General features: G+C 58.3%; 13 protein-coding genes and 1 pseudogene. 7 read left to right on the top strand and 7 right to left on the bottom strand.

Annotated elements, in window-relative coordinates:
* The 6 genes and pseudogenes from ACVWZU_RS10225 to ACVWZU_RS10200 all read right to left on the bottom strand — a co-directional run.
* A partial coding sequence (locus ACVWZU_RS10225) for a protoglobin domain-containing protein (RefSeq protein WP_457444716.1) occupies positions 1 to 372 on the bottom strand: 372 nt, incomplete at its 3' end.
* Between the two features lie 58 nt (positions 373 to 430).
* A complete protein-coding gene (locus ACVWZU_RS10220) occupies positions 431 to 799 on the bottom strand; it encodes a roadblock/LC7 domain-containing protein (RefSeq protein WP_011433098.1) in 369 nt (122 codons plus the stop codon).
* An 80-nt stretch (positions 800 to 879) separates the two neighbouring features.
* Complete coding sequence (locus tag ACVWZU_RS10215) at positions 880 to 1,707, bottom strand: DUF4388 domain-containing protein (RefSeq protein ID WP_457444714.1); 828 nt, start codon at positions 1,705 to 1,707, stop codon at positions 880 to 882.
* 332 nt (positions 1,708 to 2,039) lie between these two features.
* A complete protein-coding gene (locus ACVWZU_RS10210; protein WP_457444712.1) occupies positions 2,040 to 4,622 on the bottom strand; it encodes a heavy metal translocating P-type ATPase in 2,583 nt (860 codons plus the stop codon).
* A gap of 120 nt (positions 4,623 to 4,742) precedes the next feature.
* Positions 4,743 to 5,162 carry an aldo/keto reductase gene (locus ACVWZU_RS10205; protein WP_457444710.1) on the bottom strand — a complete coding sequence of 140 codons (420 nt, stop codon included), beginning with the start codon at positions 5,160 to 5,162 and terminating at the stop codon, positions 4,743 to 4,745.
* Between the two features lie 291 nt (positions 5,163 to 5,453).
* Positions 5,454 to 6,041, bottom strand: a pseudogene (locus ACVWZU_RS10200) (aldo/keto reductase); the annotation flags it as partial.
* A 230-nt stretch (positions 6,042 to 6,271) separates the two neighbouring features.
* Between ACVWZU_RS10200 and ACVWZU_RS10195 the strand changes: the two are divergent.
* Both ACVWZU_RS10195 and ACVWZU_RS10190 read left to right on the top strand, forming a co-directional pair.
* Positions 6,272 to 6,799 (top strand): hypothetical protein, encoded by a 528-nt coding sequence (locus ACVWZU_RS10195; protein ID WP_457444708.1) that lies wholly within the window; start codon positions 6,272 to 6,274, stop codon positions 6,797 to 6,799.
* A 46-nt stretch (positions 6,800 to 6,845) separates the two neighbouring features.
* The gene (locus ACVWZU_RS10190) at positions 6,846 to 8,480 is read left to right on the top strand and encodes a CTP synthase (RefSeq protein WP_414329188.1); all 1,635 of its coding nucleotides are present in this window, start codon (positions 6,846 to 6,848) and stop codon (positions 8,478 to 8,480) included.
* A gap of 121 nt (positions 8,481 to 8,601) precedes the next feature.
* Here the strand turns inward: ACVWZU_RS10190 and ACVWZU_RS10185 are convergent, their stop codons facing one another.
* On the bottom strand, positions 8,602 to 9,564 hold the full coding sequence (locus tag ACVWZU_RS10185; RefSeq protein ID WP_457444706.1) for a sigma-70 family RNA polymerase sigma factor: 963 nt from the start codon (positions 9,562 to 9,564) through the stop codon (positions 8,602 to 8,604).
* A gap of 285 nt (positions 9,565 to 9,849) precedes the next feature.
* On the opposite strand from ACVWZU_RS10185, the gene ACVWZU_RS10180 reads away from it, so the two are divergent.
* From ACVWZU_RS10180 to ACVWZU_RS10160, 5 genes are all read left to right on the top strand, one after another.
* Positions 9,850 to 10,035, top strand: coding sequence for a DUF2256 domain-containing protein (locus ACVWZU_RS10180; protein WP_041437321.1), 186 nt, complete (start codon positions 9,850 to 9,852; stop codon positions 10,033 to 10,035).
* A gap of 49 nt (positions 10,036 to 10,084) precedes the next feature.
* Positions 10,085 to 10,561 (top strand): phosphate-starvation-inducible PsiE family protein, encoded by a 477-nt coding sequence (locus tag ACVWZU_RS10175; RefSeq protein WP_457444722.1) that lies wholly within the window; start codon positions 10,085 to 10,087, stop codon positions 10,559 to 10,561.
* A gap of 221 nt (positions 10,562 to 10,782) precedes the next feature.
* A complete protein-coding gene (locus ACVWZU_RS10170) occupies positions 10,783 to 11,262 on the top strand; it encodes a peptidylprolyl isomerase (RefSeq protein ID WP_457444720.1) in 480 nt (159 codons plus the stop codon).
* A gap of 86 nt (positions 11,263 to 11,348) precedes the next feature.
* Complete coding sequence (gene gvpJ / locus ACVWZU_RS10165; protein WP_457444704.1) at positions 11,349 to 12,647, top strand: gas vesicle protein GvpJ; 1,299 nt, start codon at positions 11,349 to 11,351, stop codon at positions 12,645 to 12,647.
* Positions 12,648 to 12,770: 123 nt separating this feature from the next.
* The gene (locus ACVWZU_RS10160; RefSeq protein WP_457444718.1) at positions 12,771 to 14,354 is read left to right on the top strand and encodes an NAD(P)H-quinone oxidoreductase subunit N; all 1,584 of its coding nucleotides are present in this window, start codon (positions 12,771 to 12,773) and stop codon (positions 14,352 to 14,354) included.
* The last annotated feature ends 1 nt before the right edge of the window (position 14,355 follow it).

Below are 14,355 nucleotides of genomic sequence, written 5' to 3'. Positions count from 1 at the left end.
CAGCCGCCGACTCACCTCCTGCACAACCGTAGCCATGGCCGGAACCACGTGTTGAGGGCCAATGCCAACGCGCACGTGGACTATGCCGATCTTCCAACGCCGCTCAGCGTATTGTGGCCCCCAGTTATCCATGCCCGTAAACATTTCCTTGAACCATTCGGCAAAGGTTTGACCCAGCCGCTGCCGGTTATGCTTGGCAATGACAGCTGCCATCTCAGCATCGCGATCCAGGTAGCTGTAAAAGGTATCCGCCATTTCTACAGCAATGCTGCTGCCCCAGTCGGCACTTTGCTGCAAAATCTTCCTGTCTTCATCTGTAAATTGGGTGCGCGAGATCAGAACTTGGAGCAGCTCCGAAGGTTTAATGGCCATAGTTTCCTCAACATCAGGACAAAATCAAAAACAAAATTAGATTCCGCGTCCGGTTTTCTTACTTCATTGCCTCTGCAATGCTTGCTGCGACTCGCTTAATTTCCAAAAAAAGCAAGCCTTGCTTGACTTCATGGCTGGCGATCGTCAGCAAGACGGCATCAGGGCCACAACTGGTTAAAACCCCGTATCCTTTTTCTCCCTGTACAAAAACTCTCTCTATGGCTCCGCGCCCCAGCTCTCTCCCAATCCGTTCGCCCAAAGAAAGCATGGCAGCCGACATAGCAGAGGTTCTCTCTTCATCCATACCCACAGGCAGTGTGGAAGCTAAAGGTAGCCCGTCGGGGGTGACCACTGCTGCTCCCTGGACTTCCGGTGTGTTGGCAACATAGCTCTGGAGGATCGCCTGCAAAGAGGACAGATTAGCCATCCTACATCTCCCTGCTGATTCACTATTTCTAATGTTTCTACCCGAAAACCGAAAACATGACTGCAAATATCCCTATGCTTTTATTTTTCGCGCATGCCCTTGAGGAGGGTGGCTAATCGACTGACCAGAGAAGGCTTGACGGGGCCGCCCTCATCCTGAAAACCGGGCACCCTTGCCCCCAGCCTCTCCCTCACCGGCTCGGGATTCACCTCCTCAGCAATCGACTTGGACAGCTCCCAGTGACCAGACCGAGCCAGAACCGTTGGCCCCTCACAGGGACTGATCAACCCCAGCTTGGCCAGACGGGCACAGGCATAGCGCACCTCCAGCAGGTCTGCCCCCAGTGCTTGAGCCAAAGCCGTCAGCTTGCGAGAAGGCGACACCTGCTCCAGGATCCCCCACTCCAGCGCAGAAAGCTTGAACAGAGGCAGTTCGGTGCTGGTACGCCAAAAGCAGCTATCAGGCTCTGGCAGGTCTTTTTCGGGGCGCTGGTCTAGCTTGAGCTGCTGCAGGGCTTCCAGGACAGCAGCGGTGGCGCCTTTGCTCAGGCCGGTCATTTCTCGGTAGGGCATGGGCACGTTGGGCAGGAAGCTGAACTGGCCGGATTCGAGGGCAAAGAGGCTGTAGAGGCCGGTTTGCAGTTGATGGCGAAAGAGCTTGGCCAAATCTACGGGCGAGATCAACCCTTGCCGCTGCAGGCAACGCCCCAGAGGCTCCTCCAAGCCCCTAGCGACCAATTGGCTGACCACCTGCTCGTCCACCAAGCCAAAGCGCGTCAGCAGGCTTTCCAAACGATGCTTTTCTTCAGGGGTGAGGGCGGCGACCACCCGACCTTGGTAAAACCAAATCCGCTGAATGCCATTGGGTGCCCAGATGGATAATTGCCCTGCTTTCTTACCCTTTTCCATTAAATGCAACAGGTCGCATAAGGAAAATTCCTGAAGATCTCCAAGCATCGCCATACTTTTGCTCCCTTCACCGCTGCAAGATGCGCTTTCCCAGTATTTTCACGGTTTTTGCTTTGCTAAGCAAGAAACCAGAAGATGCGCTTACAGCTTGGTTTCGGCCTAATCTTACAACCAAATCCTCAAAAGTTAAAGCGGATTAATCTTTTTAATCAAATGTAATCGAAGTTGCCGAATTTTTGGCTTGGACGCAGCGGAAATTGTGTCAGAAGCTCGGTAAAACCTCGGAAGACTTAACGATCGATACTTAGTCATTCGTAATTTTTAACACTTTTTTAGCTGCGGCTACTCGAAGATCTACGGGGTACAAAAGTTCGCCTCAAGAGGAGTGAATTGAGGATTACACTGAGGGAACTCAAGGCCATGAGACCCCCAGCGATTGCCGGGCTAAGCCCAATGCCAAAGGGGGGTAGGAGCACGCCTGCTGCCACCGGGATCCCTACCAGGTTGTAGCCGACAGCCCAGAGGAGATTTTGCTGGATCTTGCGGAAGGTGGCGCTGCTGAGGCGGATAGCTTCCACCACATCCCAGAGGCGGTTGCGCATGAGGATGATATCGGCGGTTTCTAAGGCCGCATCAGTGGCTGAGTGCAGGGCGATGCCCACATCGGCTTGGGCCAAAGCCGGAGCGTCGTTGATGCCATCGCCCACCATGGCTACCCTCTGACCCTGGGCCTGCAGATCTCGGATGACTTGAGCTTTGTCTGCCGGGTGAACCTCGGCGATAACGCGGATCCCGGGCACTTGCAGAGCTTCGGCTACCTGCTTGGCCACCTCAGCCCGGTCGCCAGTAAGCAGCATCACCTGCAAGCCCATCTTTTGCAGTTGTCGCAGTGTTGCCTGCGCATCGGGCCGCAAGGGATCCTGTACTGCCAGCAGCCCCACCAAGGATCCCCCTAGAGCCACGCCCACCACCGTTTTGCCGGCTGCCAATAGCGCCTCGGCCTGGGCCTGGGTCTCCTGGGACAGCGGGATCCCCAGAGCAGCCAGACCATCCAGGGATCCCAACACCACTTCCTGCCCTTCCACTTGGGCGGCGACTCCTATCCCCGGTTGGGTTTGAAACTCGCCGGCGGAGAGCAACGGCAAACCCTGGGTGCGGGCGGCTTGCAAAATGGCTTGCGCCAGAGGGTGGCGAGTGCCGCTTTCCACTGTGGCCGCCAGTTGGAGTAGGCGATTGGGATCCAGGGAGGGGTCAAGGCTGAGACAGTCCGTCAGGTGGGGATCCCCTTGGGTGAGGGTGCCGGTTTTGTCGAAGACCACCGTTTGCAAGCGATGGGCTTTCTCCAGAACATCTCCCCCTCGGATGAGCAAGCCCCGCTCGGCTCCCAGCCCGGTACCCACCAGGATGGCCATCGGCGTAGCCAACCCCAAAGCACAGGGGCAGGCCACCACCAAAACGGCAATGGCCATCTTGAGGCTGCTGAGCAGGGGTGTGGGGTGAGGGGGATGGTCACCCAGATGCAGATGGGCGTGCAGGCTGAACCCCGCCAGGACGAAGTGCTCCGCACCGCCGCTCCCCCAAAGCGGGATCCCAATCCAGTACCAGAACCCAAAGGTGAGAATGGCCAGCGTGACCACCCCATAGGTGAAGTAGCCCGCCACCTGGTCGGCTATCCCTTGGATGGGGGCCTTGCGAGCTTGGGCCTCTTCCACCAGGCGAATGACCTGGGCCAAGGTGGTGTCTTTCCCGGTGCGCGTCGCCCGGCACAGCAGCAACCCCGATTGGTTCAGCGTTCCCGCCACCACGGGATCCCCCACTTGTTTCAGCACCGGCAAGGGTTCCCCTGTCAGCATCCCCTCGTTGACCGTGGCCTGGCCGGCAATGACTTCTCCATCCACCGGGATCTGTTCGCCGGCCCGCACTTGGAGCCAATCCCCCACTCGCACCTGTTCGACAGGGCACCATTCTCCGGTTTGGGATCCCAGATCCAGGTTCCCCTCTGGGCTGGAAGCCAGAGATCCCGCCTTCTCTGCAGGCTGAACCCGCCGAGCCAAACTGGGACACAAGCTCACCAGCGATTGCAGGCTGCTGGCCGCCCGCAGGCGGCTGTGCTGTTCCAAGGCCCGTCCCAACAGGATGAAGCTGAGCATCATGACGGGCTCGTCGAAAAAGCACTCCCAGCCCACCTGAGGGGCCAACAACCCCACCAGACTGGCCAGGTAGGCCGATCCGGATCCCAAGGTAACCAAGGTGTTCATGTTGGGGGCCAGCCGCCGCGCCCCTCTCCAACCATCCAGGACAATGCCGCGAGCTGGGCCGACAAAAGTCAAGGTCGCCAAGCCCCAGTGCAGCCAGACATCATTAAGGAGGGGCAAGCCCAGACGGGCGAAGAGATCCAAGTGTCCGGCGGCAGAGATCAGCAGCAAAAAAGCGGCGGTGAGCGCTTGGCGAATGTGGTGTCGGGTCTGCTGTCGCTGCCGAGAGAGGGGATCCGCGGCATCTTCCCGCCCAGCGGCAGGGGAAGTTTGGTCTTGAGAGTGCTCCGCACCGCTGACGCGAACGGAACTCCCGCCGGAGAGGGCCTCACCCTCTGGACTGTGACGGCTGGGGAACCCTGCCTCTGTCAAAATCTGGGCCAGGTGCTGCGGGTCGGGCCGGATCCCGGGGGCAAATTCCACAAGGGCCGACTCGGTAACCAGATTAACGCTGGCCTTAACCACCCCCGGCTGTCTCAGTAGAGCCTGCTCAACGGTGCGAACGCAGCCGGCACAACTCATGCCCCCCACCTGGAGAATCAGGGATCCCTCCTGAGAAGGCGCTGTGGGCCCATTCTGGTCAGCCGGATCCCTTGGCCTGTCTGCTTTATGGGTCAAAGTGCTCCGCACTGCTGACGCGAATGCATCTGGGATGGCCATCTTTGTTCTCCCGTGGTTGACAGACTCCTGGCCCTACTGGCTGCGGTAGGACAGAGCTCTAAATCTCATTTTTTGCCAAACTCAGTTCCAGGATCCCGGCAATCTGGGCAAGGGTACGGGTTAGGCAGCGCGGGCAGGCGGGGACATAAAGCTGGGGGGAATGGACTCGGGAACATACCTTTGCAAAATATCCTCGATGGTCTGCATCGCTTCCGCATCCAACGACCAGCCCCAAAGGCCGGATATCGCTTCCAGATGATGGGGTTTGCGTGCCCCCCACGGCGCCACACTCACCCCCGGTTGATCCAGCAGCCAGCGCACCGCCAACTGGGCCAAGGTCTTGCCATAGCGATCCTGAGCAAACCGGCTCAATGCCTCTGCCGCTTTTAGGTACTGGGAGTAGCGCGGTTCAACAAACCTGGGGTCGATCCCGGCGCGCATGTCCCCTGGGGGGAAGGTGGTTTGCGGCGTCATCCGTCCGCTCAGCAGACCTCGGCAGAGGGGACTGTACACCAAAGTGTGAATGCCGTGCTGATACATTTACGCTGAACACTGCTGAACACCACTGTTCAACTATGCAGCGATAGCATTCTGTTTGTTTCCATTCGCGTTAGCGGGACGGAGTCCAAACAGAATGGCGGTATCCCGCAAAGCTTTGAGTAGAATACCCAAAGCGCAGTTTCCGTGTCGTCTTACTACCAATTTTCTGCTTTGCTTTGGCTACCATGTTGGCAGACTCGAAAGTAAACAGAAAGATCAACTGGTAGTAATCCGTACTGAACATATTATACATTATTTTCAGTATAGTTGAGCTTATTATTGACTAGAGTCATGCTCTCGACAGTAGGGCAAGACCTCTGCTTCAATCTGCCGCTCGAACAGGTTGTAGGGGGGCTGGGCGGTGTGCAGAGGAGCCACCCGGCGAAACCGATCCATCTGTTCGGGGGAAAAGTTGCTGACCCCAATGGCGCGGATCTTGCCCTGCTGCAGCAACTGCCCCAGAAACGCCGCCGTTTCTTCGATCGGTTCCAAGGGATCCGGCCAATGAATTTGGTAGAGATCGATCACATCTGTTTGCAAGCGGCGCAGAGAATCCTCCAGTTCTTGGGCCAAGCGAGGCAGGCTGGAGTTGCGCACCACTTTGTTGTTTGTCCACTCCAGTCCCGCTTTGGTGGCGAGAACCACCCGATCGCGGCAACCTGAGTCTTTGATCGCTTGCCCCAGCACTTCCTCCGAAACACCCAGTCCGTAGATGGGAGCGGTGTCGAAGGTGGTTATGCCCAAATCAATGGCTTTGCGAATCGTGGTGTAAGATTCCTGGCGGTCGGAAGGGCCCCACCAGCCGCCGCCCATCGCCCAAGTGCCCAGGCCCACCCGGCTCAACCTTAGCCCTGCATCTGCGAGGGTGACGAACTCCATGGCTGCTCCTGCTGAACCCCGATCCTCCCACTGTGGCCAGGGATCCTCTCCAAAAATCTAGCAGACATTGCTGACAGCAGCCGAGGTTGCGTGAACGACCCAAGCCTGTGACCGGGGTTGGAAGGAGAGGAGAGGCTTTTGACTCTGCTGTTGTAAGGAACTGAATCGATAGGATCCCCTTCAAGAGCTGCAGCGTCTCTCAACCCAGAACTTTTGCGAGGAATGGCTCCATGAAGCCCACTTTTCTTGTCTCTACTGTCAGCTCCGTCGGTATGGCTCTCCTGTGGGGATCCCTTCTGGCTGGAAGGGCTGCCCAAGCGCAGGTGATCACCCCTCTTTTCCCCTCTGGAACTCCCATCCCCGTCGAACCCTTGCCCCCCAGCCCGGACATTCCCACCCTGCCCATTGTGCCGGATCCCCGGCCTGTGCCGGCAACCCCTGCTCCCCAGCGACCGCTGCCCAGGGGGAGTTTTGAGGAGATCAGCCGCTACTTCCGGGATCTCCACCGCGCCAAAAACCTGGCCCGCCAAGCTGCCGAGATCGCCAATGGGGGCCTACAGCGCTATCGCGCCGAAGCTTCCATGCACGGGGCAGCCATTGACTCGCCGTTTGAAGAGTTTGAAGACGCCTGGATCTTCACCTTCCGGGGGGGAGAGCCCGGCTTTGTCCAGCCCAGCATTGAAACCCAGGTGCGGGTGGACAGGCGCACCTTTCAAACCACCATCCTCTACAACGGCCCCATCCGCTCTCTGCGCTGAGGGATCCCTGGCATAATCAAAAGGCAAAAGGGAAGGGATCCAGGCCATGACCAAGTTTGTCTTCGTCACCGGTGGAGTGGTCTCCAGCATCGGCAAAGGCATTGTAGCGGCCAGCTTGGGTCGCCTCCTCAAATCCCGCAACTACACGGTGTCGATTTTGAAGCTGGATCCCTATATCAATGTGGATCCCGGCACCATGAGTCCTTACCAACATGGGGAAGTGTTTGTTACCGACGATGGCGCCGAGACGGACTTGGACTTGGGCCACTACGAGCGCTTCACCGACACCAACATGTCCAAGCTCAACAACGTTACCACCGGCTCCATCTACCAGGCGGTGATCCACAAAGAGCGGCGCGGCGATTACCAGGGCAGCACGGTGCAGGTGATCCCCCATGTTACCCAAGAGATTAAAGAGCGCATCCGGCGGGTGGCCCGCGAGACCAACCCCGACGTGGTGCTGGTGGAGGTGGGGGGCACGGTGGGAGATATCGAGTCTTTGCCCTTTTTGGAGGCCATCCGCCAATTTCGCAAGGATGTGGGCCGGGCCAACGTGGCCTATGTGCATGTTACCCTGGTGCCTTTGATCAAGGCGGCAGGGGAGATGAAAACCAAGCCTACCCAGCACTCGGTGAAGGAGCTGCGCTCCATTGGCATCCAGCCGGACGTGTTGGTGTGCCGCTGCGAGCAGCCCCTGCCCCGCAGCATCAAAGAGAAGATCTCCGAGTTTTGTGACGTGCCGGTAGAATGCGTCATCCAGGCGCAGGATGCCCCCAGCATCTACGACGTGCCTCTGGTGCTGGAGCAGGAGGGGTTGGCGCAGCGGGTTCTGGAGATTCTCAACTTGGATCCGCAGCAGCCAGATCTACGGGAGTGGGAGCTCCTGGTGCAGCGGCTGCACCACCCCCAAGAGCAGGTGGAGATTGCCATTGTCGGCAAATACGTGCGCCTTACGGATGCCTATCTTTCGGTGGCCGAGGCCCTGCGCCATGCCGGGTTGGCCCTCAATGCCGGCGTCACGCTGCGCTGGATCTCTTCTGAGGAAGTCGAGGAGCGGGGGCCGGAAGCCCTACTGGCTGGTGTGGATGGGGTAGTGGTGCCGGGGGGGTTTGGCAATCGCGGCATCGAGGGCAAGGTGGCTACCATCCGCTACGTGCGCGAGCAAGGCATTCCCTTCCTAGGGCTGTGTCTGGGCATGCAATGCGCGGTGATCGACTGGGGATGTCACATTGCCCATCTGGAGCGGGCCAACAGCTACGAGTTTGACCCCGATACCCCCCACCCGGTGATCAGCCTCTTGCCGGAGCAGAAAGATGTAGAGGATCTGGGGGGAACCCTGCGGCTGGGCCTCTATCCCTGTCGCATCATGCCCAATACCCTGGCGGCCAAGCTGTATGGCGAGACCATCATCTACGAGCGCCACCGCCATCGCTACGAGTTTAATAACGCCTACCGCAGCCTTTTTCTAGACTCCGGCTATGTTATCAGCGGCGTCTCGCCGGATAACCGCTTGGTGGAGATTATCGAGCTGCCCAGCCACCCCTTCTTCATCGCCACCCAATTCCATCCGGAGTTTCGCTCCCGCCCCAACCGCCCCCACCCCCTCTTTTTGGGGTTGATCGAAGCTGCCCTGCGCAGCCGCCCTCAGCCTCACCCCCTGCAGTTGCAGAAGATGGGCTAGTTGACAGATCCCTTGTCCAAAAGTGGGGGCACGCCTCTGGTCCTGGTTCTGCAGAGCTTTGCTGAACATAAACTGCTGCGGAATCCTGGGTTTCGCCTGTGGAGCAGCCGTGGCCTACTGCCTAAAACGAGGTCATCCAATCTGCCAAAATTTCCTGTCGGCGTGGATGGCGCAGTTTGCGCATGGCTCGTGCTTGAATTTGTCGGACGCGCTCTCGAGACAGGCCGAAGAGCTGACCAATTTCGGAGAGAGTGTGCAGGTGGCCATCTTTCAGCCCATAGCGGAGCTTGAGGATTTCTTGCTCTCGGGGGCTGAGCTGCTCCAGCATTTCTTCCAGTTGGGCAGACAGCAGGTGCAAGTCCATTTGCGATTCGGGAGTGGGGCCGTTGGCGGCCTCGATAAGCTGCATCAGCTCCGTATCTTCCTCTTTGCCGACCGGAGTATGCAGCGAAAGAGCTTGGCGACCGGCTTCCAAGAGGGTTAAGAGAGCGTCCAGCTTGTCGGGGGAAATCTCCAGAGCTTTGGCAATCTCTGCTTGGGTGGGGCGACGGTTTAGGGCTTCGGTCAGATCTCGCCGGATCCGCTTCACCTGGTTGAGCTTTTCTACCATGTGCACCGGGATCCGCACCAGGCGCCCCTGATTGGCAACGGCGCGGGTGATCCCTTGGCGAATCCACCAGTAGGCGTAGGTGGAAAACTTGTAGCCGCGTTCGCACTCAAATTTTTCTGCGGCTCGGATCAGGCCAATGGTGCCTTCTTGAATCAGATCCAGAAACGGCACACCGCGATTCAAATACTTTTTGGCAATCGAGACCACCAAGCGCAGGTTGGCCCTAACCAATTCCCGTTTCGCCCGTTCCCCGGCGGCTCCCCCCTCTGCGATCAGCCGCCCCAATTTCACTTCCTGCTCGGCATTGAGGAGTGGGTAGCGAGCCATTTCCCGCAAAAATATGCCCACCGAGTCTTCCGACAGCGAGGCTTGGGTCGCTCGGTTGCCGGGTTTGCTGAGCCGTACCTCAACCCGTTTCGGTGGGGGGGGACAATTCTGAACAGCTACATTCGTCCCATTTGGTTGAGATTTCATACAAACTCAAGCTCAAGTTCACAAGCGGGTGTTAAGAACTTTACTCAGTACAGGATGGAGGCGGCTAACCTTTCAGCAAACCCAACTTCCTTCAGGGATCCCTGCAGACACAGGGCAGAGATCTCGCCGGATTTCAAGAGGCTACTCGGTTTCTCTTCTCAGAAGGTTCAGAATTTAGCTTTTGCTAAGGTGGGGCGCAGGCCAAGCACCCCCGTGATGGTAACGGTCAGCATCCAATAAGATTGTTAAGCTGACTACAGAGTTGACCTTGTTTTGCAGTGCACCATGCCACGCCAACGGAAGAAATCGGATTTGCCCAGCAAGATTTGTCTTACCTGTCAGCGACCCTTCACCTGGCGCAAAAAGTGGGCCGACTGTTGGTCGGAGGTGAAATACTGTTCTGAGCGGTGTCGCAATCATCGCCCCAAGGGATCCCTGCCTGCTTCCCGGCAAGACGGTTGGGACGGATAATGTTGTCTCAGGATCAGGACATAAGGGTTTGGATCTGTCGGGGTTGGCGATGCGGTTTCTCAAGTGGCTGTTGCACAATCCCCACGAGACAGAAGAGGAGGATCCCTTTTTGCGGGCCATCACCCGCCTGGAAAGCCTGATCTCGAAGCTACTGTCAATTTTGATGATCGGGCTAATCGTAGTAGCAGTGGTGGACTTGGCCCGGTTCTTGGTGGCAGATTTGTTGACCGAGCCAACTGGGTTTTTCTCCACCACTTTAATCGAGATCTTCGGCCTCTTTTTAAATATTCTGATTGCGCTGGAAATTCTGGAGAACATTACCGCCTACTTGCAAAAGCAGGTGGTGCAGGTGGAGCTGGTGATCGTCACCTCTTTGATTGCGGTGGCCCGCAAGATCATCATTTTTGATTTCGAGAAGCTGGGGGGGTTAGATCTCATCGGGTTGGGGGCAGCAACGTTGGCCCTCTCGGTGAGTTATTGGCTGGTGCGGCGGGCCAAGTCTCCATCCAAGTCCGGGGAAGATTAAGCTCGGACAGAATCCTGGTACGATGGGGATGGAGCTTTCCTGCAAGAATTGTGCGTGCGCGATCTAAGTTGGCCAGCCTGGTGAAGTTAGCTGTGCTGATGGTGGTGCTTTGGGTGGGGTTGAGTGCTCTCCCTGTTTTGGCCCGCCCGCATTCTTCTCGCGATTTGCTCCTGGCACAACAATTGGGCAAACCAGTGAAAACCTACAACAATCCCCCGCCGATGGTGATCGACCCGGCCAAGTCCTACACGGCCACGATGGAGACCACCGCCGGCACAATGGTTCTGGAGCTGTTCCCGCAAGAAGCTCCCCTGGCCGTGAACAATTTCGTCTTTCTGGCCAACGATCACTTTTACGATGGCGTCATCTTTCACCGCGTGATCCGCGGCTTCATGATCCAGGGCGGGGATCCCACGGGTACAGGGCGGGGTGGGCCGGGTTACCACTTTCCCGATGAGCCGGTGCAACGTCCCTACAGCCGTGGCACTTTAGCTATGGCCAACGCCGGCCCCAACACCAATGGCAGCCAGTTCTTCATCATGCATGCCGACTACCCGCTGCCGCCCAACTACACGATCTTTGGGCAATTGATCGAGGGAGAGGATGTGTTGGATAAAATTGCAACGGCTCCCACCGGCCCTCAGGATCGCCCCCTGAAACCGGTGGAGATCAAGTCGGTTCGCATCTTGGAATCCAATTAGGTTGGGCCACTCCGGTGGAACAGTTTGGTTAAATTAACTTGGCCTCTGGCCCCATTTTTGCAACTTGCCCCCAGGGGGACTCAGGTATGGAGTTCGCTAGGCCCCGGCGAATGTCCCCCCGCATTCTGGTTCTGGATTTTGATGGTGTGCTCTGCGATGGGCGGGCGGAGTATTTTGCCTCTTCCTGCCGCGTTTGTGCTCAGGTGTGGGGCTTGGCTCCTGCTCAGCTAGAGCCGCTGCGTCCTGCTTTTGACCGTCTGCGCCCGCTGATCGAGACCGGCTGGGAGATGCCTCTGTTGTTGTGGGGGCTACAGGAAGGGATCCGGGAGGAGGACTTGCGCCAAGACTGGCCGGGCTGGCGTCAGCAGTTGTTGCAGCAGTCAGGGATCCCTGCCCTCTCTCTAATCCAAGCGTTGGATCGGGTGCGGGATCGTTGGATTGAAGAGGATCTGCAGGGGTGGCTGGGGCTGCACCGCTTTTATCCGGGGGTGGCGGCCTGGATGCGCCAGGTTCAGGCTGCAGGGGAGCCGCGCTTGGCCATCCTCAGCACCAAAGAGGGACGGTTCATCCAGCAGCTCTTGGGCCGAGCAGGGATCCAACTGCCGCGCCACCGCATTCTGGGCAAGGAAGTGCGCGCCCCCAAGGCCACCACTTTACAGCGGCTACTGGCTGCCGCCCAACTGCCGGCTGAGGAGCTGTGGTTTGTGGAGGATCGCCTGCAAACGCTGCGCCAGGTGCAGACGGTGCCGGAGCTGGAGCAAGTTCTCCTGTTTTTGGCCGACTGGGGCTACAACCTGCCGGAGGAAAGGGAAGAAGTCGCGCGGGATCCCCGTCTCCGCTTGCTCAGCCTGGAACAGCTTTGTCAGCCCTTTGACCGTTGGATTGCTTCTCCTCCCCCGCCGCGCTTTTCTATCAGTCCCGCCAGCTCGGAAGACTTGAGCCAGGCTCGGCCCACCCCTGGCCGGAAACGCCCGGAAGCCGGTTTGGCCTCTCTGGTGCTGACCTTGGTGGAGCTGTTGCGGCAGTTGATGGAGGCGCAGGTGGTGCGGCAAATGGAGGCCGAGCGCCTTTCTGCAGAGCAGATTGAGCGGGCCGGCAGCAGCCTACAAGCCTTGCGGGAGCAAATTCGACACATCTGCAGCCTGTTGGAGATCGACCCAGCGGATTTGAACCTGGAGCTCGGAGATCTGGGCACCCTCCTGCCCCGCCAGGGGGACTACTACCCCGGACAACCCCACCGCGAGGGATCCCTGCTGGAACTCTTGGATCGCCTGATCCACACCGGCATCGTCATCGATGGGGAGATCGACTTGGGGCTGGCGGACTTGGATCTGATCCACGCCCGCCTGAAGTTGGTGCTCACCTCCAGCGCCAAGCTCTACTGAGCCCGTGGATTGAGAGCGCTGATGGAGACGATTGGGAGAAGAGATGCCGGAAGCGGGGAGAGAGACCAGAAATCGCGGTATGCTGGCTGTGGATCCCCTTCATCTGTCTTCATGTCTTCTCCTATGGATGTCTTTGCCCCAACCGGAAACCTGTATGCCGGTGCCATTTGGCCAGAAGTGGTGGTTACCCTCACCCTCTTGCTCGTCTTGGTGGTGGATTTGGTCGGTGGTTCGGCGGCGCGCAAAAGTCTTCCGGCCCTCTCCATCTTTGGCTTGATCGGGGCCTTGGTGACCTTGGTGTTGCAATTGCAGCAGCCCCAGTTGGAGAGCTTCTTGGGCAGCTTTGCAGCGGATCCCGTCAGCATTCTCTTCCGTGGCCTGGTGGTGGGGACGGCGGTACTGACCGTGATGATGGCGGAGCGCTACATCTCTCAGTCCGGAGCGCCCACAGGCGAGTTTTATGTGTTGCTGCTCACGGCCACCTTGGGGGGCATGTTCCTCTCCGGGGCGACGGACTTGATCCTAGTGTTTGTATCTTTAGAAACGCTGGGCATCGCCAGCTACCTGATGGCCGGCTATACCAAGCGGGATCCGCGTTCTTCCGAGGCAGCCCTGAAATATCTCTTGATCGGGGCCAGCAGCACAGCCATTTTTCTCTACGGCATGTCGCTGCTCTACGGCCTTTCGGGTGGGCAAACGAAGCTGGAAGCCATTGCCTCCTCTATGGGGGATGCCGGCTTGGCAGGGATCATCGCTTTGGTGCTCTGCATTGGTGGTATCGGGTTTAAGTTGGCGGCGGTGCCCTTCCACCAGTGGACTCCTGATGTCTACGAGGGATCCCCAACGCCGGTGGTGGCCTTTTTGTCGGTGGGATCCAAAGCGGCAGGCTTTGCCTTGGCGGTGCGCTTTCTGGCCACCGTGTTTCCGGCCATGACGGAAGAGTGGCGGGCGGTGCTCTCGGTGCTGGCCATTTTGACCATGGTGCTGGGGAACGTGGTGGCGATTGCCCAAACCCGCCTCAAACGGCTGCTGGCCTATTCTTCCATTGGACAGGCGGGCTTTGTTTTGATCGGCTTGGTGGCGGGCACTGAGGCCGGCTATGCCAGCTTGATCTTCTACTTGATGGTCTATTTGGTCATGAACTTGGGGGCCTTTTTGTGCATCACCCTGTTCAGCCTGAAGACCGGCACCGATGAAATTAGCGAGTACAGCGGCCTCTACCAAAAGGATCCCTTCCTCACCCTGTGCTTGAGCATTTGTCTGCTCTCGTTGGGTGGATTGCCCCCTCTGGCGGGCTTCTTCGGCAAGTTGTACCTGTTCTGGGCCGGTTGGCAGGCAGGGGCCTATACCCTAGTGTTGGTGGGGTTGGTCACCAGCGTCATCTCCATCTACTACTACGTGCGGGTGGTGAAAACCATCGTGGTGAAAGAGCCGCAAGAGATGTCGGTTTCAGTGCAAAATTACCCTGAGACCAACTGGCAGGCGGAAGGCATGCAGGCTCTGCGGGTGGGCTTGGTGTTCACTTTGGTGGCTACCATCTTTGCCGGGATCCTCTCCAATCCCCTCTTTACCCTCTCCATCCAGGCAGTGGAGCAAAGCCCCTTCTTGGGGTTCCCAGCCGCACAAGCCTTCCTTCCAGAGTCGGCAAGACTTCAGGTGGCAGTCGAGGGATCTTTGGGTTCATTGACTCAGCCCAGCCAAGGGTAGT

It is taken from the genome of Thermostichus sp. MS-CIW-26 (genome assembly GCF_054059115.1).
The sequence above is the reverse complement of the archived record's forward strand: the minus strand, read 5'-3'. Positions and strand labels throughout refer to the sequence as shown.

Bases quoted from the DNA above. Each gene is read 5' to 3' on its own strand.
- ACVWZU_RS10220 (WP_011433098.1), bottom strand. From the start codon at position 799: ATGGCTAATCTGTCCTCTTTGCAGGCGATCCTCCAGAGCTATGTTGCC.
- ACVWZU_RS10215 (WP_457444714.1), bottom strand. From the start codon at position 1,707: ATGGAAAAGGGTAAGAAAGCAGGGCAATTATCCATCTGGGCACCCAAT.
- ACVWZU_RS10210 (WP_457444712.1), bottom strand. From the start codon at position 4,622: ATGGCCATCCCAGATGCATTCGCGTCAGCAGTGCGGAGCACTTTGACC.
- ACVWZU_RS10205 (WP_457444710.1), bottom strand. From the start codon at position 5,162: ATGTATCAGCACGGCATTCACACTTTGGTGTACAGTCCCCTCTGCCGA.
- ACVWZU_RS10195 (WP_457444708.1), top strand. From the start codon at position 6,272: ATGAAGCCCACTTTTCTTGTCTCTACTGTCAGCTCCGTCGGTATGGCT.
- ACVWZU_RS10190 (WP_414329188.1), top strand. From the start codon at position 6,846: ATGACCAAGTTTGTCTTCGTCACCGGTGGAGTGGTCTCCAGCATCGGC.
- ACVWZU_RS10185 (WP_457444706.1), bottom strand. From the start codon at position 9,564: ATGAAATCTCAACCAAATGGGACGAATGTAGCTGTTCAGAATTGTCCC.
- ACVWZU_RS10180 (WP_041437321.1), top strand. From the start codon at position 9,850: ATGCCACGCCAACGGAAGAAATCGGATTTGCCCAGCAAGATTTGTCTT.
- ACVWZU_RS10175 (WP_457444722.1), top strand. From the start codon at position 10,085: ATGCGGTTTCTCAAGTGGCTGTTGCACAATCCCCACGAGACAGAAGAG.
- ACVWZU_RS10170 (WP_457444720.1), top strand. From the start codon at position 10,783: ATGGTGATCGACCCGGCCAAGTCCTACACGGCCACGATGGAGACCACC.
- gvpJ (WP_457444704.1), top strand. From the start codon at position 11,349: ATGGAGTTCGCTAGGCCCCGGCGAATGTCCCCCCGCATTCTGGTTCTG.
- ACVWZU_RS10160 (WP_457444718.1), top strand. From the start codon at position 12,771: ATGGATGTCTTTGCCCCAACCGGAAACCTGTATGCCGGTGCCATTTGG.